General features: G+C 70.3%; 21 protein-coding genes. 9 read left to right on the top strand and 12 right to left on the bottom strand.

Annotation, left to right across the window (positions count from 1 at the left end; all coding sequences use genetic code 11):
* Positions 1 to 164 precede the first annotated feature (164 nt).
* Entirely contained in the window at positions 165 to 1,202 is a 1,038-nt protein-coding gene (locus ACH4TV_RS07435) for a LacI family DNA-binding transcriptional regulator (protein WP_398395100.1), read from the top strand.
* An 84-nt stretch (positions 1,203 to 1,286) separates the two neighbouring features.
* On the opposite strand, the gene ACH4TV_RS07430 is transcribed toward ACH4TV_RS07435, so the two are convergent.
* From ACH4TV_RS07430 to ACH4TV_RS07400, 7 genes are all read right to left on the bottom strand, one after another.
* The gene (locus ACH4TV_RS07430; protein WP_398395098.1) at positions 1,287 to 1,472 is read right to left on the bottom strand and encodes a hypothetical protein; all 186 of its coding nucleotides are present in this window, start codon (positions 1,470 to 1,472) and stop codon (positions 1,287 to 1,289) included.
* Positions 1,473 to 1,486: 14 nt separating this feature from the next.
* Positions 1,487 to 2,074: an ArsR/SmtB family transcription factor gene (locus tag ACH4TV_RS07425; RefSeq protein ID WP_398395096.1), complete on the bottom strand. Its 588-nt coding sequence runs from the start codon at positions 2,072 to 2,074 to the stop codon at positions 1,487 to 1,489.
* Between the two features lie 84 nt (positions 2,075 to 2,158).
* Positions 2,159 to 3,118: a glycine betaine ABC transporter substrate-binding protein gene (locus ACH4TV_RS07420; protein ID WP_398395095.1), complete on the bottom strand. Its 960-nt coding sequence runs from the start codon at positions 3,116 to 3,118 to the stop codon at positions 2,159 to 2,161.
* Positions 3,115 to 3,909 carry an ABC transporter permease gene (locus tag ACH4TV_RS07415; RefSeq protein WP_398395414.1) on the bottom strand — a complete coding sequence of 265 codons (795 nt, stop codon included), beginning with the start codon at positions 3,907 to 3,909 and terminating at the stop codon, positions 3,115 to 3,117. The genes ACH4TV_RS07420 and ACH4TV_RS07415 overlap by 4 nt, the downstream gene beginning before the upstream one ends.
* 89 nt (positions 3,910 to 3,998) lie before the next feature.
* Positions 3,999 to 5,288: a betaine/proline/choline family ABC transporter ATP-binding protein gene (locus ACH4TV_RS07410; RefSeq protein WP_398395093.1), complete on the bottom strand. Its 1,290-nt coding sequence runs from the start codon at positions 5,286 to 5,288 to the stop codon at positions 3,999 to 4,001.
* Positions 5,281 to 5,928, bottom strand: coding sequence for an ABC transporter permease (locus ACH4TV_RS07405; protein ID WP_398395091.1), 648 nt, complete (start codon positions 5,926 to 5,928; stop codon positions 5,281 to 5,283). Before ACH4TV_RS07405 ends, ACH4TV_RS07410 begins: the two co-directional genes overlap by 8 nt.
* Positions 5,929 to 5,956: 28 nt before the next feature.
* A complete protein-coding gene (locus ACH4TV_RS07400; protein WP_398395090.1) occupies positions 5,957 to 6,433 on the bottom strand; it encodes an Lrp/AsnC family transcriptional regulator in 477 nt (158 codons plus the stop codon).
* Between the two features lie 147 nt (positions 6,434 to 6,580).
* Here ACH4TV_RS07400 and hppD point away from each other — a divergent pair, with 147 nt between their 5' ends.
* The gene (hppD, locus tag ACH4TV_RS07395; protein WP_398395089.1) at positions 6,581 to 7,726 is read left to right on the top strand and encodes a 4-hydroxyphenylpyruvate dioxygenase; all 1,146 of its coding nucleotides are present in this window, start codon (positions 6,581 to 6,583) and stop codon (positions 7,724 to 7,726) included.
* A gap of 32 nt (positions 7,727 to 7,758) precedes the next feature.
* Here the strand turns inward: hppD and ACH4TV_RS07390 are convergent, their stop codons facing one another.
* On the bottom strand, positions 7,759 to 9,141 hold the full coding sequence (locus tag ACH4TV_RS07390) for a tetratricopeptide repeat protein (protein WP_398395088.1): 1,383 nt from the start codon (positions 9,139 to 9,141) through the stop codon (positions 7,759 to 7,761).
* A gap of 92 nt (positions 9,142 to 9,233) precedes the next feature.
* On the opposite strand from ACH4TV_RS07390, the gene ACH4TV_RS07385 reads away from it, so the two are divergent.
* Positions 9,234 to 10,640 carry an FAD-binding oxidoreductase gene (locus tag ACH4TV_RS07385; protein ID WP_398395087.1) on the top strand — a complete coding sequence of 469 codons (1,407 nt, stop codon included), beginning with the start codon at positions 9,234 to 9,236 and terminating at the stop codon, positions 10,638 to 10,640.
* 17 nt (positions 10,641 to 10,657) lie between these two features.
* Here the strand turns inward: ACH4TV_RS07385 and ACH4TV_RS07380 are convergent, their stop codons facing one another.
* Positions 10,658 to 11,146, bottom strand: a complete 489-nt coding sequence (locus ACH4TV_RS07380) for an SsgA family sporulation/cell division regulator (RefSeq protein ID WP_398395412.1) — start codon at positions 11,144 to 11,146, stop codon at positions 10,658 to 10,660.
* A gap of 278 nt (positions 11,147 to 11,424) precedes the next feature.
* Between ACH4TV_RS07380 and ACH4TV_RS07375 the strand changes: the two genes are divergently transcribed.
* Positions 11,425 to 12,894, top strand: a complete 1,470-nt coding sequence (locus tag ACH4TV_RS07375; protein ID WP_398395086.1) for an RDD family protein — start codon at positions 11,425 to 11,427, stop codon at positions 12,892 to 12,894.
* 132 nt (positions 12,895 to 13,026) lie between these two features.
* Positions 13,027 to 13,662 carry an RDD family protein gene (locus ACH4TV_RS07370; protein ID WP_398395085.1) on the top strand — a complete coding sequence of 212 codons (636 nt, stop codon included), beginning with the start codon at positions 13,027 to 13,029 and terminating at the stop codon, positions 13,660 to 13,662.
* 98 nt (positions 13,663 to 13,760) lie between these two features.
* Here the strand turns inward: ACH4TV_RS07370 and ACH4TV_RS07365 are convergent, their stop codons facing one another.
* Positions 13,761 to 14,075, bottom strand: coding sequence for a hypothetical protein (locus tag ACH4TV_RS07365; protein ID WP_398395084.1), 315 nt, complete (start codon positions 14,073 to 14,075; stop codon positions 13,761 to 13,763).
* Positions 14,076 to 14,499: 424 nt separating this feature from the next.
* On the opposite strand from ACH4TV_RS07365, the gene ACH4TV_RS07360 reads away from it, so the two are divergent.
* From ACH4TV_RS07360 to ACH4TV_RS07350, 3 genes are all read left to right on the top strand, one after another.
* Positions 14,500 to 16,845: an immune inhibitor A domain-containing protein gene (locus tag ACH4TV_RS07360; protein WP_398395083.1), complete on the top strand. Its 2,346-nt coding sequence runs from the start codon at positions 14,500 to 14,502 to the stop codon at positions 16,843 to 16,845.
* A 121-nt stretch (positions 16,846 to 16,966) separates the two neighbouring features.
* Positions 16,967 to 17,329, top strand: a complete 363-nt coding sequence (locus ACH4TV_RS07355; protein ID WP_398395082.1) for a hypothetical protein — start codon at positions 16,967 to 16,969, stop codon at positions 17,327 to 17,329.
* Between the two features lie 81 nt (positions 17,330 to 17,410).
* Positions 17,411 to 17,896: a pyridoxamine 5'-phosphate oxidase family protein gene (locus ACH4TV_RS07350; protein WP_398395080.1), complete on the top strand. Its 486-nt coding sequence runs from the start codon at positions 17,411 to 17,413 to the stop codon at positions 17,894 to 17,896.
* A 92-nt stretch (positions 17,897 to 17,988) separates the two neighbouring features.
* Here the strand turns inward: ACH4TV_RS07350 and ACH4TV_RS07345 are convergent, their stop codons facing one another.
* Together ACH4TV_RS07345 and ACH4TV_RS07340 are read right to left on the bottom strand one after the other, a co-directional pair.
* Positions 17,989 to 18,573, bottom strand: coding sequence for an isochorismatase family protein (locus ACH4TV_RS07345; protein ID WP_398395078.1), 585 nt, complete (start codon positions 18,571 to 18,573; stop codon positions 17,989 to 17,991).
* 201 nt (positions 18,574 to 18,774) lie between these two features.
* Positions 18,775 to 20,115: a nicotinate phosphoribosyltransferase gene (locus ACH4TV_RS07340; RefSeq protein WP_398395076.1), complete on the bottom strand. Its 1,341-nt coding sequence runs from the start codon at positions 20,113 to 20,115 to the stop codon at positions 18,775 to 18,777.
* A 101-nt stretch (positions 20,116 to 20,216) separates the two neighbouring features.
* On the opposite strand from ACH4TV_RS07340, the gene clpS reads away from it, so the two are divergent.
* Positions 20,217 to 20,534 carry an ATP-dependent Clp protease adapter ClpS gene (clpS, locus tag ACH4TV_RS07335; RefSeq protein ID WP_398395074.1) on the top strand — a complete coding sequence of 106 codons (318 nt, stop codon included), beginning with the start codon at positions 20,217 to 20,219 and terminating at the stop codon, positions 20,532 to 20,534.
* The last annotated feature ends 8 nt before the right edge of the window (positions 20,535 to 20,542 follow it).

The raw sequence follows: 20,542 nt of genomic DNA, 5'->3' as shown, positions 1-20,542 counted from the left end.
CGTAGTCAGGCCGGAGTCTGTGTCCCGTTCCGCGCCGACGTCAATACTCGTGTCGCTTCTGTTTCCTGTGGGTTTCTGCGGCGATTGACGATCACGAGGAGAAACCCGCACACTGATATCAACGGATTCCTGACTGCGTAGTCCGTGAAACGGGAGGGGCTTCAGTGACCGGCACCCACGGTCGTGGCATCGCCGCACGACCCGCGAGCACCGATGTCGCGCGGCTCGCCGGCGTCTCCCAGAAGACGGTCTCGCGGGTGATGAACAACGAGCCGTACGTCCGCGAAGAACTCCGGGAACGTGTCCTCCGGGCGGCGCAGCAACTCGGCTACCGGCCCAACGGCGCGGCACGCAGCCTCACTTCGGGACGGAACCGGCGACTGGGTGTCATCTCGCTCGGCACCCGCCTCTACGGCCCGATGACCATGCTCGTCGCCATCGAACGTTCGGCGCGCCGGCTCGGCTACTCGGTCAGCGTCGCCCACACCACCGAGGACGACGAGCACAGCACCGCCGAGGCCATCGACAGCCTCCTGGAGCAGGGCGTGGACGGCATCGTGCTGTCGGAGGCGATCGACGAGGGCAGCCCGGTCAAGGTCTGGCTGGACGTCCCCATCCTCACCATCGGCCGCTTCCCGGGGCTGGTCGCCGCGCGGCGCATCCGCTCGGCGGAGAAGTCGGACCGCAGCGGATACGTGGCGACCCGGCACCTCATCGACCTGGGGCACACCGAGATCCGTCATGTCTCGGGCCCCCGCCAGTGGTGGGCGTCCCGCGACCGTGCGGACGGCTGGCGCTCGGCGCTGACCGAGGCGGACCTCCCCGTGGCCGATCCCGTGGCGGGCGACTGGTCCTGCGCGAGCGGTTACGAGGCGGGCCTGCGACTGGCGGACGACGAGGCGATGACCGCGGTCTTCGTGGCGAACGACGACATGGCGATCGGGCTGGTCAGGGCGCTGCACGAGCGGGGCCGCCGGGTCCCGGACGACGTGAGCGTCGTGGGCATGGACGACATCCCGGCCGCCCGCTTCCAGCAGCCCGCGCTGACGACGGTGGCGCAGGACTTCGACGCGGTGGCGACGGAGGGGGTGGGGTTGCTGGTGGAGGAGATTGCGAACCCGGGGTCTGCGGAGCGGGTTCTGCATGAGGTGGATCCGCCGTTGCTGGTGCGGGAGTCTAGCCGACGGCTACGGGTGGGCTGAGCGCCGCGAAGGTTGGCGGTTTGCTGCGGCGCCGTTGTGGCTGGTCGCGCAGTTCCCCGCGCCCCTGGAGGGGCCTGCGGCCCCTCAGGTGAGCTGCGGCTTCGGGGGTGCCGACGCCAGACGCAGGCCGACCTCTACGAGGGTCCAGCCGACGCGGGTGCGCAGGGCCTGCGGGCGCTTGGCGGCGAGGGCGAGGCGGTGGGCGTCGGCTTCGGCGCGGAGGTCGGCGGCGCGGAGGGTGTGCGGGGCGAGGTAGGGCTCGGGGTGCATCGGGCGGCAGCCTCTCAGTCCGTGTGGATGGGGAAGACGTGGGTGTGGACGCGCACTGTCTCGGTATCCGGGGTGCCGTCGGCCGGGGCCTGGGCGCGGTAGCTGTCGACGAGTTCGTGCATGCGGTGGATCAGTTCCAGGGCACGCTCGGGTGTCAGTCGTAGCGTCATGTCACTCAGGTCCGAGGAGCGGTTCCAGTCGTCGGACCAGTCGGTCGGATTGCCGAGCCAGGTCGAGAGCTCCCGGGTGTGGGCGTTCGCGACCTCGTGGATGAACAGGTCGGCGGCACCCCGGACGGCGGGGTCGGGGTCCTTGAGCAGGGCGTCGTTGAACTCAACGCCCTCGTGGGACGACTTCCACCAGCGCTCCCGCCCCTTGCCGTGCCCGGGTGCGTCCTCCACGAACCCGTGCGCTGCGAGCTGGCGCAGGTGGTAGCTGGTCGCGCCGCTCGACTCGCCCAGTTTCGCCGCCAGTTGGGAGGCGGTGGCGGGTCCGCTGCGCCGCAGCGCGGTCAGCAGCTGCATCCGCAGCGGATGGGCGAGACCGCGCAATGAGCGGGCGTTGAGTACATGAGGGGTCAGTGGTTCGGGCTGTTCCGGCATGCGTACAAAGATAGTGTTGCAAATGAATGGTTGCAAGGATTTCTTTGCAACCACTTCTTTGCAAGTTGCCCCTGCTCGAACCGCCTACTTCACGAACCCCTCCGCCCTCATCCAGTCCAGCGCCACCTGATGCGGATCCTCGCCCTCCACATCCACCTTGGCGTTCAGCTCCCGCGCCACCGCGTTGGTCAGCTTCGCTGTCACCGGGTCGAGGATCTCGGCGATCGCCGGCCACTTCTTCAGGGCCTTCGAGTTGATCTCCGGGGCCGCGTTGTAGTTGGGGAAGAACTTTCGGTCGTCCGCCATCACCGCGAGGTTCATGGACTTGATGCGGCCGTCCGTCGTGAAGACCTCCCCGTACGTGCAACTGCCCTCCGCCACCTGCGTGTAGATGATCCCGGTGTCCATCTGTGTGATGTTCCCGGCGGGCAGACTCATGCCGTACGCCTTCTCCATGCCCGGCAGGCCGTCCGCGCGGTTGGCGAACTCGCCCTCCACACACACCGTCACCGCCTTCGGCCGGCCCTGCGCCAGTTCGGCCACGTCGGAGAGGTTCTTCGTGCCGTACTTCCTGAAGTCCTCCTGGTTCATCGCCAGGGCGTAGGTGTTGTTCAGGGCCGACGGGGACAGCCACGTCAGGCCGCTTTTCAGGTCCGCGTCCCGTACCGCCCGCCACTGCGCGCGCGGGTCGGCGATCGGTTCGCTGTTGCCCTGGTACGTGATCCACGCGGTGCCCGTGTACTCGTACATGCCGTCCGCGTCGCCCTTGTGCACCGCCTCGCGCGCGCCGAACGAACCCTGGATGCCCGTACGGTCGAGCACGTCCGCGCCGGCCGCCTGGAAGGCGATGCCCATCATCGCGCCGAGGATCAGGTTCTCGGTGAACGACTTCGACGTCACCGTCAGCCGGGCGCCCTCCAGCGGCTTCCCCCTGCCGATCGAGCCCGGTTCGACGTCGTCGACCATCGGGGAACCGCTCGTCAGACCACAGGCCGAGGCGAGCAGCAGGGCCCCGGCCGGCAGCAGAGCCGTACGGCGACTCATGTCCCCGTCTCCAACCCCCGTGGCTGCAGCAGCAGTTCGGCCAGGGAGGCCAGCCAGTCCACCAGCAGCGCCAGTACGACGGTCAAAATCGAGCCCAGCATCAGCACCGGCATCCGCTGGTTGGTGATCCCGGTCGTGATCAGCACCCCCAGTCCACCGCCCCCACCGAACGTGGCCAGCGTCGCCGTGCCCACGTTCAGTACCAGCGCCGTACGCACCCCCGCGAGGATCAGCGGCACCGCCAGCGGGAGTTCGACTCTGGCCAGCACCCCGAGCTGTGACATGCCGATGCCCCGCGCGGCCTCCAGGAGGGTCGGGTCGTTGGCCTTCAGGCCGGCGATCGTGTTCGACAGGACGGGCAGGACCGCGTACGCCACGATGCCGATCAGGGCCGCCTTCCGGCCGATGCCCAGCCAGATCACCAGCAGCGCCAGCAGACCGATCGCCGGGGTCGCCTGTCCCATGTTGGCGACCGCCATCACCACCGGGGTCGCCCGGCGGAACGCCCGCCGGGTCAGCAGGACACCCAGCGGGATCGCGATGACGAGGACGAAGAAGGTGGAGATCACCGTCAGCTCCACATGCTGACGCAGGGCCTTCGACACCTGCCCGTTCGACAGCGCGTTGTCGGAGATCGCGTCCAGGTCGGCCTGCCGGAACCACAGCCAGGTCGCGAGCAGCACGGCGAGGAGGGCGACGGGCAGGAGCGTCAGCTGCTGCCAACTCAGCCGAGTGGTGCGGGACTTGGCGGCAGGCGTCGGAGTCGCGTCGGTCCCGGTCTCCGTATCCACGTACGCATCCGTGTCCGCACCCGTACCCGTGTCCGCATCCGCACCTGCACCCGTATCCGCGTCCGTGTTCGTGTCCACCGTCGGAGTCCTCACGCCCGCACCTCCGCGACCTCTCCGGCGTCGCCCTCCTGCTCGGCGTGCGTGCGGTCCGCGCGGGCCTCCTCCAGTTCGTGCGGTGCCGCCAGCGCCTCCAGCCGGTCGGCCTCCAGGAGTTCCTGCACGGAGTTCATCAGCGTCTCCATGTCGACGACGCCCTCGTACTCGCCCCGCCGTCCGGTCACCGCGACGCGCCCCGCGTTGTCCGTCAGCACCGCCTCCAGCGCGTCCCGCAGGGTGGCGTCCCGGGGCACCGTGTCGGAGACCGGCGTCCCGGCCCGCGCCAGTGAACCCCTGGCACGCATCAGGTCGCCGCGCCGCAGCCACCTGTAGGGACGGCGCTGCTTGTCGAGCAGCAGGATCTCGTTCGTACCGCTGGACCGGAGCTTGTTGAAGATCTCCTGGAGCGGGTCGTCGACGGCCACCGTCGGGTAGTCGCGGATCTCCACATTCCGTACGCGGGTGAGGTTCAGCCGCTTCAGCGCCGCCCCGGCGCCCACGAAACCGGACACGAAGTCGTCGGCGGGGTTGGTCAGGATCGCCTCGGGGGTGTCGAACTGGGCGATGTGCGAGCGCTCGCGCAGGACCGCGATCCGGTCGCCCAGCTTGATCGCCTCGTCGAAGTCATGGGTGACGAAGACGATCGTCCTGTGCAGCTCGTGCTGGAGCCGGATCAGCTCGTCCTGGAGGTGGTCGCGGGTGATCGGGTCGACGGCACCGAACGGCTCGTCCATCAGCAGGACGGGCGGGTCGGCCGCCAACGCCCTTGCCACGCCCACCCGTTGCTGCTGACCGCCGGACAGCTGGCGGGGATAACGGTCGTGGAACTCGCCGGGGTCCAGGCCGACCAGGTCGAGCATCTCCTCCACCCGCGCCTTGATCCGTGCCGCCGGCCAGCCCGTCATCCTCGGGACGAGCGCGATGTTCTGGGCGACCGTCATGTGCGGGAAGAGACCGGACGACTGGATCGCGTACCCGATCCTGCGGCGCAGCTTCACCGGGTCCATGTCGGTGACGTCCTCGCCGCCGATGCGGATCCGGCCGCCGGTCGGCTCGATCAGCCGGTTGATCATCTTGAGAGTCGTCGACTTGCCGCAGCCCGACGGGCCCACGAACACGACGAGTTCGCCCGCCTTGATCTCCATCGAGACGTTGTCGACGGCGGGCTGGGCACTGCCCGGGTAACGCTTGGTCAGGCTCTCCAGCTCGATGGTCGCGCCGGTGGACGTGGACCTGGTCGCAGACGTCGTAGTGGATGTGGTCGTGGACGTGGGCTCAGGCACGGATCCCCCTCGGAATCGTCAGGCGTCCCACGAGCACGTACGCCGCGTCGAACAGCAGGGCGAGCACGATGATCCCGAGCGTGCCCGCGAGGACCTGGTTCAGGGCGTTCTTGCTGCCCAGCGAGGCGATGCCGCGGAAGATCTCGTTGCCGAGACCGGGGCCGGAGGCGTAGGCGGCGACGGCCGCGATGCCCATCAGCATCTGCGTCGAGACCCGGATGCCCGTCAGGATCGGCGGCCAGGCCAGCGGCAGCTCCACGCGGGCCAGCCGGGCCACCCGGGACATGCCGATGCCCTTCGCCGCGTCGACGAGGGACGGGTCGACCCCGCGCAGGCCCACGATCGCGTTGCGCACGATCGGGAGGAGGCCGTAGAGGGTGAGGGCGATGACCGTCGGGGGCACGCCCAGGCCCACGACCGGGATCAGCAGGCCGATCATCGCGAGCGACGGGATCGTCAGGATCGTCGACGTGGCCGTGGTCGCGAGGCTGCCCGCCCAGTCGCTCCGGTAGGTGACGACGCCGAGCGCCACGCCGACGACCGTCGCCACGACCATGCACTGGAAGACGGCACTGGCGTGCTGGAAGGCGTCCGAGAGCAGCTGCTGATGGCGGTTTCCGAGGTACTCCCAGAAGCTCACCCGCCATCACCCTCCGGTTCGGTCCAGCTCAGTCACCGTGCTCCAGGGCCGCCTGTTCCACGAGCGGGATGATCCGCAGCGGAACCGGGTTCTCCATGACGATCGTGGTGGCGGCCCGGACGATGCCATCAAAACCGACGACCCGGTCGATCACCCGCTGGAGATCGGCGTTCGAGCGGGCCACCAGCCGGCACAGCATGTCCCCGCTGCCGGTGGTCGTGTGCAGCTCCAGCACCTCGGGCACGGACGCCAAGTGGGTCCGTACGTCCGGCCCTTGCCCCTGCCGGATCTGGAGCGTCGCGAAGGCGGTGACCGGGTAGCCGAGGGCCGCCGGGTCCACCTGCGGGCCGAATCCCCGGATGACGCCATTCGACTGAAGCCGGTCGAGCCGCGCCTGCGCCGTCCCCCGCGCCACCCCGAGCCGCCGGGACATCTCCAGCACCCCGATCCGCGGCTCCCGCGCGAGCAGCACCAGGATCCGCCCGTCCAGCTCGTCGATCGCCACAACAGCCTCCCGAAGCCCTGGTCACCCTCGACAGCGGATGGTCATCGTGTACACAAAGCCCGCATGTACGGACGTTCAGCTGAGCAGATTGTCCAGCGGTAACGCAAACTGTTGCGCACCTTGCCGCAGCGGGACCACTCTGCCGGTATGACGCAGACCACACACCACACTCCCGACACCGCCCGGCAGGCAGACCCCTTCCCGGTCAAGGGAATGGACGCGGTCGTCTTCGCCGTGGGCAACGCCAAGCAGGCGGCGCACTACTACTCCACGGCCTTCGGCATGCGGCTCGTCGCCTACTCCGGACCGGAGACGGGCAGCCGCGAGACGGCGTCGTACGTCCTGGAGAACGGCTCCGCCCGGTTCGTGTTCACCTCGGTCGTCCGGCCCGCCACCCCCTGGGGCCACTTCCTCGCCGGACACGTGGCCGAGCACGGCGACGGCGTGGTCGACCTCGCCATCGAGGTCCCGGACGCCCGCGCCGCATACGAGTACGCCGTCGAACACGGCGCCCGCTCGCTGGCCGAACCGTACGAACTGAAGGACGAGCACGGCACCGTCGTCCTCGCCGCGATCGCCACGTACGGCCAGACCCGCCACACCCTCGTCGAGCGGACCGGGTACGACGGCCCCTATCTCCCGGGGTTCGTCGCCGCGGACCCGCTCGTCGAACCGCCCGCCCGCCGCACCTTCCAGGCGATCGACCACTGCGTGGGCAACGTCGAACTCGGCCACATGAACGAATGGGTCGGCTTCTACAACAAGGTCATGGGCTTCACGAACATGAAGGAGTTCGTGGGCGACGACATCGCCACCGAGTACAGCGCGCTGATGTCGAAGGTCGTCGCCGACGGGACACTGAAGGTCAAGTTCCCGATCAACGAGCCCGCCCTCGCCAAGAAGAAGTCCCAGATCGACGAGTACCTGGAGTTCTACGGCGGCGCGGGCGTCCAGCACATCGCGCTCAACTCCAACGACATCGTCGAGACGGTACGGACCATGCGGGCGGCCGGGGTCCGGTTCCTCGACACCCCGGACTCGTACTACGACACCCTGGGGGAGTGGGTCGGCGACACCCGCGTCCCCGTCGAGACCCTCCGCGAACTGAAGATCCTCGCCGACCGCGACGAGGACGGCTACCTGCTCCAGATCTTCACCAAGCCGGTCCAGGACAAGCCGACCGTCTTCTTCGAGATCATCGAACGCCATGGGTCGATGGGCTTCGGCAAGGGCAACTTCAAGGCCCTCTTCGAAGCGATCGAGCGCGAGCAGGAGAAGCGCGGCAACTTGTAGAAGTCACGGGGCAGTTGGGCGGGCCGCACGGGTTACGGCTCGCCCAGCGTCCCGAGCGCCTCCTTCGCCGCCGGTACTGCGAGCGGCGAGAAGTACGGGCTGATCCGCAGCGCCTCCTCCAGATGCCGGCGCGCGGGCCCCGTCAGCCCCAACTGCCGCTCGATCATGCCCCGGTGGTACGCGTACAGCGCGCTGCGCACCTCGCCGCCGTGCTCCTTGTCCGTGGCCCGCCTCGCCCAGCCGAGCGCCTCCTCGCTCCTCCCCGCCCGGTGCAGCGCCCAGCCCAGCGCGTCCGCGACATCGAGGCCCGGCTGCCGCGCCCACTCCGCCTGCAACCGCCGTACGGCCGACCGCGCGTCGCCGTGGTCCGCCTCGAACCGGCCGAGCAGCAGCTCGCCGTCGACCCCGCCGGCCCGCTCCTTCTCGACCCGCGCCCGCAGCACGCCGTATGCCACCCGCGCCTCCTCGGACCGGCCCAGGGACTCGTACAACTCGCCCAGTTCCAGGGCGTATTGAGGGGAGGGCTGGTTGGCCAGAGCGGCCCGGTACGCGCTCACCGACTCCTCTGTGCGCCCCAGCGCCGCCAACGCCCGTCCCTGGCCCGCCCGCGCGGCCCACAGTTCGGGGTCGAGGCGCCGGGCGGAGTCGAAGTGCCGTAGCGCGTCGGCCGGTTCGCCGCGTTCCCAGGCCAACTCGCCTCCCTGCCGCAGCCGTTCGGCCTGCTCGGCCGGGGTCGCCGCCCGTGCCGCCGCGTCCGCGAGCGCCGCCTGCGCGTCCTCGCGCCGTCCCTCGTCCCGGTACACGCCCGCCGCCCGCGCCATGACCGCCGGCACCCCCGTCCCGGAACGCAGCCCCTGGAGCCGCTCCAGCGTGTGCCGGGCCGCCTTGTAGTCGCCGAGGCCGGTGTACGCGTCGAGCAGCGCCGGATACGACGTCCAGCGCTTCGGCGCCTGCCGTAGCGCCGCCTCGCCCCACTTCCGGGCGGCCGGGAAGTCACGGCGCGCGTTCGCCAGCGCGGCCAGGCCGCCGAGCGCCTCCGCGTTCTGTCCCGGGCGGGCCCTCATCGACGTACGCAGCGCCCGTTCGGCCCTCGGGAAGTCGGCGGCATCCGCTGTCCGCCGGCCGCGCTCCACATAGGCCGAGCCGAGCTGCGCCCAGGCCTGCCCGTCACGCGGATGGGTGCGTACGTATGCCTCGCGGTCGCCGATGAGCGCCGCCAGGTCGGGCAGCGCGGCCGGCACTCCGGCGCTCACCGCCAGTTCCGCCCGGGCCGCGGGACCCGGCGCCGGTGCGGGCGCGGAGGACGGGCGGTCCGGGGGCAGCAGCATCAGGGCGCCGCCGAGTACCGCACACCCCGCGAGTGCGGCGATCAACGGGCGCGGGAGGACGCTGCCGGGAACTCTCTCCATCTCCATGGCGCTCACTGTGCGTCAATACGACGACCGGATTCCCGTACCGAAAGCGCCTCGCAGACGGGGTTCACACCGATGGCCCCGGGTGCGACGCTGTGATCATGAGCCGTATCCAAGCCGCACCCGACGAAGCCCAGGGAAACCTCACGGACCGGCTGCTCGCGGAGCTGCCGGCCGAGGCCGTGCTCACCGATCCCGACGTCACGGCCGCCTACGCGAACGACATGGCGAGCTTCTGCGAGGCCGGAATCCCGGCCGTGGTCGTGCTCCCACGCACGGTCGAGCAGGTCCAGCACGTCATGCGCGTCGCCACCGAACTGCGCGTCCCGGTCGTCCCGCAGGGCGCCCGCACCGGCCTGTCCGGCGCGGCCAACGCGTCCGAGGGCTGCATCGTGCTGTCCCTCGTCAAGATGGACCGGATCCTGGAGATCAACCCCGTCGACCGCATCGCCGTCGTCGAGCCCGGCGTCATCAACGCCACCCTCTCCCGCGCGGTCAACGAACACGGCCTGTACTACCCCCCGGACCCCTCCAGCTGGGAGATGTGCACGATCGGCGGCAACATCGGCACCGCGTCGGGCGGGCTGTGCTGCGTGAAGTACGGCGTCACGGCCGAGTACGTCCTCGGGCTGGACGTGGTGCTCGCCGACGGGCGGCTGATGTCCACCGGGCGGCGCACCGCGAAGGGCGTCGCCGGATACGACCTCACCCGGCTGTTCGTCGGCTCGGAGGGCTCGCTCGGCATCGTCGTACGGGCGGTCCTCGCCCTGAAGCCGCAGCCGCCCCAACAGCTCGTACTGGCCGCCGAGTTCGGGTCGGCAGCCGCCGCCTGCGACGCCGTGTGCCGGATCATGGCGGGCGGTCACGTGCCGTCCCTCCTCGAACTGATGGACCGTACGACCGTCAAGGCCGTCAACGACCTGGCGAACATGGGCCTGCCGGAGACGACCGAGGCCCTGCTGCTCTGCGCCTTCGACACCCACGACCCCGCCGCCGACCTGGCCGCCGTCGGCGCGCTGTGCGAGGCGGCCGGGGCGACCCAGGTGGTGCCCGCCGACGATGCCGCCGAGTCCGAACTCCTCCTCCAGGCGCGGCGGTTGTGCCTCGTCGCGCTCGAAGCGGTCAAGGGCACGACGATGATCGACGACGTGTGCGTACCCCGCTCGCGGCTCGCCGAGCTGCTGGAGGGGGTGGAGCGCATCGCCGAGAAGTACCAGCTGACCATCGGGGTCTGCGCCCACGCCGGCGACGGCAACACCCACCCCACGGTCTGCTTCGACGCCCAGGACGCCGACGAGTCCCGGCGGGCCCGCGAGTCCTTCGACGAGATCATGGCCCTCGGCCTGGAACTGGGCGGCACGATCACTGGGGAGCACGGCGTCGGCATCCTCAAGAAGGAGTGGCTGGCGCGCGAGCTCGGCCCCGTGGGCGTGGAGATGCAGCGGGCGGTGAAGGCCACCTTCGACCCGCTGGGCATCCTGAACCCGGGCAAGCTGTTCTGACCGACCGGCGGTACGTGTCATACGTATCCCTCTCCCTCCTGCGACTCGTCCGAGGGCCACGGGTCGCGCAGCCACAGCTCGTCGTGACAGCCCGGGGCGGGTGCGAGCAGTTCGGCGAGGCCGTCGTCGATACCGAGCTGCTCGACCTCAGAGCCCGGAGGGACCGCCCGCAGGGTGCGCTCCAGCCACGCCGACACCTGAGCGGTGGGTGCCTCAAGGAGGGCGTCTCCGGCGGGTGAACTCAGCGCCATCAGGACGACGCTGCGCCCGTCGACTTTCGTCGGCCACACCCGCACATCACCGTGCCCGCACGGCCGGAACACCCCCTCGACCAGCAGTTCGCGGGCGAACGTCCAGTTCACGGGGTTCTCGGAGCCGATGTGGAAGGCGATGTGGACGGCGAACGGATCGTTGGTCCGGTAGCTGAGCCGCGCCGGCACGGGGATGCTCCGCTCCGGCGACAGGATGAGTTTCAGCTCCAGTTCCCGTTCCACCACGGTGTTCATGACGTGAGTCATGGCGGGCACTTCCTCTCTCGTCGAACGTGTCACACGGGACCTGCGGCGGGCCCGTACGAGGAGAGAGCGCGGGAAGGCGTCAGCATTACGCGGGTTCCGAAAGGTTTTTCGGAGAAGTTTTTGCGAACGGTGTCGGAGCGGTCGCGACGGATGGCAGAAGCTGTCACGAAGGGAGTAGGAAGGGCGGGAGGGGCATCGAGGTGTGCGCCGGTCTGATAGATGTGGGGCACCCCAAATGACCCCCGAGCAGATACGGGACCCCGGACATGAGCGCCCCAACCCCGGCCCCCGGTGACGACAGGCCCCGCGAAGGGTATTACCCGGATCCTTCCATTCCTGGATATGTCCGGTTCTGGAACGGCGCCGCCTGGGTGCCGGGCACCAGTCGGCCGGCGCCCTCCGACGGTGTGCTGTCCGCGTCCGCCGTCGCGCCGGTCGAGGAGACCGGGCCGCACTTCTTCGACGAGGAACCGCGCCGGGCGACCCCGGCGGAGACCCAGCACGGCAGCCGGCCCGAACCGGCGTCCGCCTGGGGCGCCGACCGTTCCCATCAGGCCGGCTTCGGCGGCGAGCGGGACCGCCATGTCTCCTGGGGCTCACCGGCGCAGGCGGCCGACCCCGGGACGGCCGACCCGAGAGTGCCGAGCGAACCCCCGGTCCAGCCCGACGGCCGGTCGGCCCGCACGGACGGCACGGCGACGATCCCGCCGGCGGAACGGGACGCCGCCGACGTGCCCGAGCCGGGCAACAACACATTCGTGTTCCGCCGGCCGACCCCGGGTCCGGCGGCGGGGCCCGCCCCGGGCGCGGAGGGAAGCGTTCCCGGCACCCGTGGCCCCGTGCCCTCCGAGAGCACCATGACCTTCCGCGCGCTCTCCCCGCGCACGGGGCGCGAGGGCGGCGCGGGCGGCGCGCAGCCGGGGGGCACGGGCTCGCCGGAGGGCGTGCAGGGTCCGGTCACGGCGCCCGCGCCCGGTTCCGGCGGCGGCTTCGGCGCCGGAAAGGCCGCGGCGGCCCGTGCGGCGGCCGCGCAGGGCGCGAACCCCGCCCACTCGCCCGCCGCCCCGGCCGTCCCGCAGCAGGCCGGTACCCCCGGCGGCCGGGCCATGGCCCCGGGCACCGGCGGCGGCCAGCCCTCCTGGGCCCAGCAGGTGCACCGCCTGGCCGGGCCCGAGGAGGGCGGAGAACAGCGCGTCGCGCCCTGGAAGCCGCCCGTCGAGGATGTGTTCCAGGCCGCCGCCCGCAGGCAGTCGGAGGCCCGTCCGGCGGGCCTCGGCAAGCGGCTGGCCGCCCGGCTCGTGGACACCCTGGTCCTCGCCGCCCTCACCGCCGCGGCCGCCGTACCGCTGGGCACCATGGCCGTCGACCACATCACCGGGAAGATCGACGCGGCCAAGCTCTCCGGCGAGACCGTGACGGTCTGGCTGCTGGACGGCACGACCGGCCTGTACCTGGGCATCGTGCTGGCCGTCCTGCTGCTGGCCGGGGTCCTCTCCGAGGCATGGCCCACCGCCAAGTGGGGCCGCACCCTCGGCAAGAAGCTCGTCGGCCTGGAGGTCCGCGACATCGAGGGCCACCAGCCGCCGTCGTTCGGCGGGGCCCTGCGCCGCTGGCTCGTGTACGCCGTCCCGGGGCTGCTCGGCATCGGCGTCGTGGGTGTCCTGTGGTGCCTGTTCGACCGGCCGTGGCGCCAGTGCTGGCACGACAAGGCCGCCCACACGTTCGTGGCAGGCTGAGCACACCCGGACGTACAGCGGCCATACGTTCGATGTGGGCCGCCCGGGTACGACGTGCGAATCACCCGATTTAGTCCCCCGGACGGCCCCTCGCCGGATGCGGATCCGGGGGGTTCGCGGTCGACTCGGGCCATGAGCAGTGAACCGCCCCCCGGCTCCGGTCAGCAGCCACCGGAAGACGACCCGTTCAGGAAGCAGCCCCCGCCTCCGCCGTCCGGCGCGGGCGATCCGTACGGCACCACACCCCCGCCCGGCGGCGGCTCGCCGTACGGGGGAGGCGGCGGTGATCCGTACGGCGGCGCCGCCGACCCCCTCGCGGGCATGCCCCCGCTCGCCGACAGCGGCAAGCGCGTGCTCGCCCGCCTCATCGACATGCTCCTCGTCGGTGTCGTCGTCTGGCTGCTCACCTGGGGTTTCAACGTCAACGAGTACGACGTCAGCGGCGACGACATGGAGTACGGCCGCTCGCTCGGCCAGTCGCTCATCGCCGCCATCCTCTACATCGCGTACGACACGATCATGATCGCCCGGACCGGCCAGACGCTCGGCAAGAAGTGGCTCAGGCTGCGGGTGGCCAACCTCGACAACGGCTCCACGCCCTCCGTGCAGACCGGGCTGATCCGGTCGGTCGTGCTCTGGATCCCGTTCGCGTTCTGCTGCGCCTGTATCTGGACGGCGATCACGGGCGGCTGGAGCTTCTTCGACAAGCCGTACAAGCAGGGGCTGCACGACAAGGCGGCCAAGACGGTGGTGGTCAGCACCGGTTGACCCTCCCGGGGTGCGAACTCCGGGGCAGACAACAGCGGTTGGGTGGGGCCTGCGTCACACAGGCCCCACCCAACCGCTGTTGGCACGAAGAAGAGGGTTCAGTCCTGTACCGAGGCCTGTACCGGGACGCGTTCCTCCGTGATCCGGGGGAGTTCGCGTGGTGCTGGGGCAGCCGACGAGGCGACGACCTGGGAGGTCGTACGGGCCGGCTTGGGCACAGGCACCGTCATGGCGACGAGCAGCCCCAGGACGAGTCCCGCGAGGGCGATCAGCGCTACCCCCGGGCCCGAACTCGTCTGAGACAGCAGCAGCATGGCGAGCGTCGAGAGAATCACGGTGCACGAACCGTAGGCGAGCTGTGCGGCGGTCGGACGAGGCGCGTTCGGACGAGTCAGACGAGTCAGACGAGGCATGGCAATCGAGTCCTCGTTGGATTCGGGGGTGAGGGGAGCGTGTCGGCCTGGTTTTCCACCGGACATCCGGCGTTCCGCCAACCGACTCTAATCGCGTCAATGCCCGAGTGGAACGCGCAGTAAGCGTGACCTAACCCACGGCTCCGGAGCACAGGGGGCGCACGGGTTCATGACGTCCATCAAGTGGACGCGCCCGCGCGCCGGTTGGGGGACAGATCCGGCGTACCTCCGATGTCCGTATAGCGAACGTCTGCCGGGCTTCACGTCCGCATAATGCACTTGACTAGCTCAAGTCAAGATCTGTCTTTTCTTCCCAAACTCTAGTCAAATTGCGTCACTTGACTACACGCGTATACCGCGCGCGGACACCTTCCGAACCAGGAACCCCCCATCCGCGCGGACGGGCGCGGGGGAGGACCCTCAAGTGACCAGCAGACCCTGGACGTTCAGATCCGCGGCGGTCGGCGTAGCACTCGCCACAGCAGCCGCCACCTTCTCGACCTTCGCGATCGCGGAGGCCGACACGGGCGCCGCGGCCGCGCCGGCCGTGGACCGGCACGACCCCGCCGAGCACGACCACGCGGAGCACGACCTCGACGGCCCGCTCAGCAAGACGCAGGAGGCCCAGCGCGAGGAAGCCCTGGGCCAGGTCATCTCCGGCGAAGCCAAGGCCACGAACCGCAACGGCTCACAGGTCGTGCAGCTGAAGAGCGGCAAGGGCAAGGGCAAGTACGTCGAACTGGGCCGGGAGAAGACCGACAAGATCTTCACGATCCTCGTCGAGTTCGGCGACCAGATCGACAGCCGCTACGGCGGCACGGTCGGCCCGCTCCACAACCAGATAGCCGAGCCGGACCGCACCCAGGACAACAGCACCGCCTGGCAGGCGGACTACAACACCGAGCACTTCCAGGACCTCTACTTCGGCACCGGCAAGAACACCGAGTCGATGAAGAAGTACTACGAGAAGCAGTCCTCGGGCCGCTACTCGATCGAGGGCACGGTCTCGGACTGGGTCAAGGTCCCCTACAACGAGGCCCGTTACGGCTCCAACCTGGCCAACGACGGCGCCTGGTACGCCGTCCAGGACGGCGTCACCGCATGGGTCGCGGCGCAGGAGGCAGCAGGCGCGACCGACGCGGAGATCAAGGCCCAGCTGGCCGAGTACGACCAGTGGGACCGCTACGACTTCGACGCCGACGGCAACTTCAACGAGTCCGACGGCTACATCGACCACTTCCAGATCGTGCACGCCGGTGAGGACGAGTCCGCGGGCGGCGGCGCCCAGGGCGAGGACGCCATCTGGGCCCACCGCTGGTACGCGTTCGGCACCGACGCCGGTTCCACCGGCCCCGAGGGCAACCGGCTCGGCGGCGCGCAGATCGGCGACTCCGGCATCTGGGTCGGCGACTACACCATCCAGCCCGAGAACGGCGGACTCGGCGTCTTCGCCCACGAGTACGGCCACGACCTCGGTCTGCCGGACCACTACGACACCACCAACTCCGGTGAGAACTCGACCGGTTACTGGACCCTGATGTCGTCCGGCTCCTGGCTCGGCACCGGCGGCGACAACATCGGCAACCTGCCCGGTGACATGACCGCCTGGGACAAGCTCCAGCTGGGCTGGCTCGACTACGACACGGCGAAGGCCGCGACGAAGTCGAAGCACACCCTGGGCGTCGCCGAGTACAACACCAAGAACGCGCAGGCGCTCGTCGTCGAACTGCCCGCCAAGACGGTCAGCACCGAGGTCGTCACCCCGGCGCAGGGCGCCACCCAGTGGTGGAGCGGCAGCGACAACAACCTCTCCAACACGCTGACCCGTTCGGTCGACCTCACCGGCAAGTCCTCGGCCACCCTGACCCTGGACGGCTGGTACGACATCGAGGCCGACTACGACTACCTCTACACCGAGGTCTCCACCGACGGCGGCGCCACCTACACGCCCCTCGACGGCACGGTCGACGGCGCGGCCATCCCGCGCGACGGCAGCAACAAGCCGGCCCTCACCGGCACGGTCGACGCGTACAAGAAGCTCGCGTACCCCCTGGACGCCTACGCGGGCCAGAAGTTCGACCTGCGCTTCCGCTACACGTCCGACGGCGGTGTCTCCCAGAAGGGCTTCACGGCCGACGGGATCACCGTGACCGCCGACGGCGCGACGGTCTTCTCCGACGACGCGGAGAGCGCGGACGCGGCCTGGACGACGAAGGGCTTCTCGCGCATCGGCGCGGCCATCACGGACGACTACCCGCAGTACTACATCGCCGAGAACCGCCAGTACGTGTCGTACGACAAGACCCTCAAGGTCGGCCCGTACAACTTCGGCTTCTCGACGACCCGTCCGTCCTGGGTCGAGCACTTCCCGTACCAGAACGGCCTGTTGATCTGGAAGTGGGACACCTCCCAGAGGGACAACAACGTCACCCAGCACCCGGGCGCCGGTCTGCTCCTCCCGGTGGACGCGCACCCGACCCCGCTGAAGTGGGCGGACGGCACGCTGATGCGCAGCCGCATCCAGTCCTACGACTCCCCGTTCAGCCTGTACCGCACGGACGCGCTCCGGCTCCACAAGGCGGACGTGCTCACGAAGGTCGCCTCCCAGAAGGGCGTGTCGACCTTCAACGACCACACCTCCACGTACTACGACGCGGCGACCCCGCTCGCGGGTGTGAACATCACTGACACCAACACCAAGATCAAGATCGTCCACGAGGCCCTCGACGGCTCGACGATCTCGCTCCAGGTGGGCCCCGCGGTGAAGTAACCCACATATCTGCAGGTCAGAGCATGATCGGCCGTGACCCCCTGGCGGGTCGCGGCCGATCGTGTTTAGGTGCGTCCTGTGAGTTTCTTATTGACACCGCGTCCCACGGGGGTGTGACCGCATGGCCGCAGGAGGTTTCTGCAAGCTGCCCAGTGGCAGCGTGGTGGTGGCGTTGACCCTGCCCAGCCCCACCGCCCCGACCAGTGCGACCACGGGCCCCGGCCTGGGCTGCGTACGCGTCCTCGTGCTGGCCCAGAACCGGGCCCGCGCCCTGACCCGGCTGCGCAACCTCGGCCTGCGCGCGGTCTACCTCCGCGGCAACGCGGCCCCGCCCACCCCGGACGAGATCACGGCGGTCCTGCACCACCCGGACGGCCTGATATGGCGCACGGCACCCGACAACGGTGTCCCGTCGGCGCTGCAGCGGACCGAGCTGTGGCATCCGATCAGATCGCTGCTGCGGAGACCCGCGGCCCGGGCGTGACGGCTGCCCGGGGGGCCTCCGTCCCGCGACCTAGTCCCATCGCCGGATGTGACGGGACGCCGTACGCCATAGCCTCACCGCATGACCGCAGCTGACTCTTCCCCCGGCGGACCCCGAAGCACCGAGCAGCGCAGACGCGAGGCGCTGGAACGGCTCGACCGGGACATCGACGTATGGGTCGCCACGGCGGACGCCACCGGTGAGCCGACCCTCGTTCCGCTGGCCTACTGGTGGGACGGCGAGGCGGTGTGGCTGGCCACCCGCGACACCAACCCGACCGGCCGCAATCTGATCGCCTCGGGCCGGGTCCGGCTCTGCTTCGGCCACACCCGGGACGTGGTCCTGATGCACGGGACGGCCGTCACGCTGACCCGCGAGGAGCTGCCCGCCGGCGTGGGCGACGCCTTCACCGCGAAGGACGGCTGGGACCCGAGAAAGGACCACGCCTCGTACGTCTGGTTCCGGGTCACGCCGGAGGTGATCCAGGCGTGGGGGACCGCCCCCGAGATGACCGGCCGGGACCTGATGCGCGACGGAAAGTGGCTCCCCAGCCCGTCCGGCGTTTGAGGACAAGGCCCGTTCAGGGCCGTAAGGGGGGTCTGGGGGCGCAGCCCCCAGGGATGGGTACGGGTAGGGGCGGCGGGGGCGAAGAAACCGGGCTACACCACCGGCTTCCCCGACAGCTCCACCCCCGCCTCCCGCAGCTCCTCCAGCGCCCGCTCCGTCGTCTCCTCGGCCACCCCGGCCGTGAGGTCCAGCAGCACCTGCGTACGGAAGCCCTCGCGGGCCGCGTCCAGGGCGGTCGCCCGGACACAGTGGTCGGTCGCGATGCCGACCACGTCCACCTCGTCGATCTCCCGGGCCCGCAGCCAGTCGCCCAGCGTGACCCCGTTCTCGTCGGCGCCCTCGAAGCCGCTGTAGGCCGCCGCGTACGCGCCCTTGTCGAAGACGGCGTCGATCGCGCCGGAGGCGACCACCGGGGCGAAGTTCGGATGGAAACCGACGCCCTCCGTGCCGGCCACACAGTGCGCGGGCCAGGAGTGCCGGAAGTCGGGGTTGTCGGCGAAATGGCCGCCGGGGGCGATGTGATGGTCGCGGGTCGCCACGACGTGGCGGTATCCGGCGGGGGCCTGCCCGATCAGCTCAGTGATCGCGGCGGCCACGTCGGCACCCCCGGCCACCGCGAGACTGCCTCCTTCGCAGAAGTCGTTCTGCACGTCTACGACGATCAGGGCGCGGCGCATGGTCGGTGTCCTTCGACTGTCAGGGGTGCGGGCCTGGCCGGTACGAATATGTGAACACCGAGCCTAGAGACTTAGGGACCGCAGTGGGAGGGGGCATTCGGGGCAACCGGCGGGTAGGAGCGGCCGTTGCCCCTGCGGTCACGCCCGCCCAGGGGTGGCCCCGGGGTGTCCTGGGGTTCGGCCGGGCGGGGTCGGACCCGGTCAGGGGCGCGCGGGGAGGTACTCCGTCGGAATGACCGCCTCGCCGCGCGACAGCTGGGTCGCCGACAGCGGCAGGTTGGCGCGCGCGGCGGCATGCCGGTCGCGTACGACGTCCAGCGCCTCGCGGGCGACGACCTGACCGCCCTTGACCAGCTCGACCAGCAGCTGCTGGTCCGCCAGCTCGCCCGGCACCGGTCCCGTGCCGATCACCTCGGCCTCCGCGATTCCCTCCCGGTCCAGCCGCCGGGCCGCCCACTTCCGGCCGCCGACGGACGTCTTGCCGCCGCTCGACTTCTTCGCCACCGGGACGAGGGGAGCCTTCAGGTCGGCGGATTCCGCGCGGGCGACCAGCTTGTAGACCATCGAACACGTGGGGTGGCCGGAACCCGTCACCAGCTGCGTACCGACGCCGTACGCGTCCACGGGCGCCGCCGCCAGCGAGGCGATCGCGTACTCGTCGAGGTCCGAGGTCACGATGATCCGCGTCGTCTGAGCCCCCAGCGCGTCCAGCTGCTGCCGCACCCGGTGTGCGACCAGCAGCAGGTCCCCGGAGTCGATGCGCACCGCCCCCAGCTCGGGCCCGGCGACCTCCACGGCCGCCCGTACCGCCTCGGCGACGTCGTACGTGTCCACCAGCAGCGTCGTGTTCCGGCCCAGCGAGTTCACCTGGGCCTGGAAGGCGTCCCGCTCGCGGTCGTGCAGCAGGGTGAACGCGTGGGCGCTCGTCCCGACGGTCGGGATGCCGTAGCGGAAACCGGCGGCCAGGTCGGACGTGGTCGCGAAACCGCCGACGTACGCGGCCCGGGAGGCGGCCACCGCGGCCAGCTCGTGGGTGCGCCGGGCGCCCATCTCGATCAGCGGGCGGTCACCGGCGGCCGAGGCCATCCGGGACGCGGCCGCCGCGATGGCCGAGTCGTGGTTGAGGATCGAGAGGATCACCGTCTCCAGCAGCACACACTCCGCGAAGGAGCCCTCGACCCGCAGGATCGGCGAGCCCGGGAAGTAGACCTCGCCCTCGGGATAGCCCCAGATGTCCCCGGCGAACCGGTACGAGGCCAGCCACTGCAGGGTCTCCTCGTTGACGACCTGGCGCTCGCGCAGGAAGCCGAGAACGTCCGCGTCGAAACGGAAGTTCTCCACCGCGTCGAGCACCCGCCCGGTGCCCGCGACGACGCCGTAGCGGCGCCCCTCGGGCAGTCGCCGCGTGAAGACCTCGAAGACCGACCGCCGGTCGGCCGTGCCCGCCTTCAGGGCGGCCTGGAGCATCGTCAGCTCGTAGTGATCCGTGAAGAGCGCCGTAGACGGAACATCCACCGGCAGCCCGAGGTCCGCTGTGTTCATGAGAGGCGATGCTACCCCCATCTCGTCACTTTGACGATTTGTGGTCGTCAGGGGTCTTCCGCTCCGCCCCGTTTGGCCCGAGACCCCCTTGTGGTGGCAGCATGGGCCGTGTGACGTCACCCGCTCCCGTAGAGATCGAACGCACCGAGCCGGCGGAGGAGGCCTTCGCCGTACCCGAGCCCGACGTCCCCTGGGTCACCATCGTCCACAACGACCCGGTCAACCTCATGAGCTATGTGACGTACGTCTTCCAGACGTACTTCGGCTACCCGAAGGACAAGGCCACGAAGCTCATGATGGACGTCCACCACAAGGGCCGGGCGGTCGTCTCCAGCGGCAGCCGCGAGGAGATGGAACGCGACGTGCAGGCCATGCACGGCTACGGTCTGTGGGCCACCATGCAGCAGGACCGGAAGTAGCGAACTCA

Origin of the sequence: Streptomyces sp. NPDC020898, from assembly GCF_044333925.1 — a bacterium.
Lineage (GTDB): Bacteria > Actinomycetota > Actinomycetes > Streptomycetales > Streptomycetaceae > Streptomyces.
This window is presented reverse-complemented; position numbering and strand designations above follow the sequence as displayed.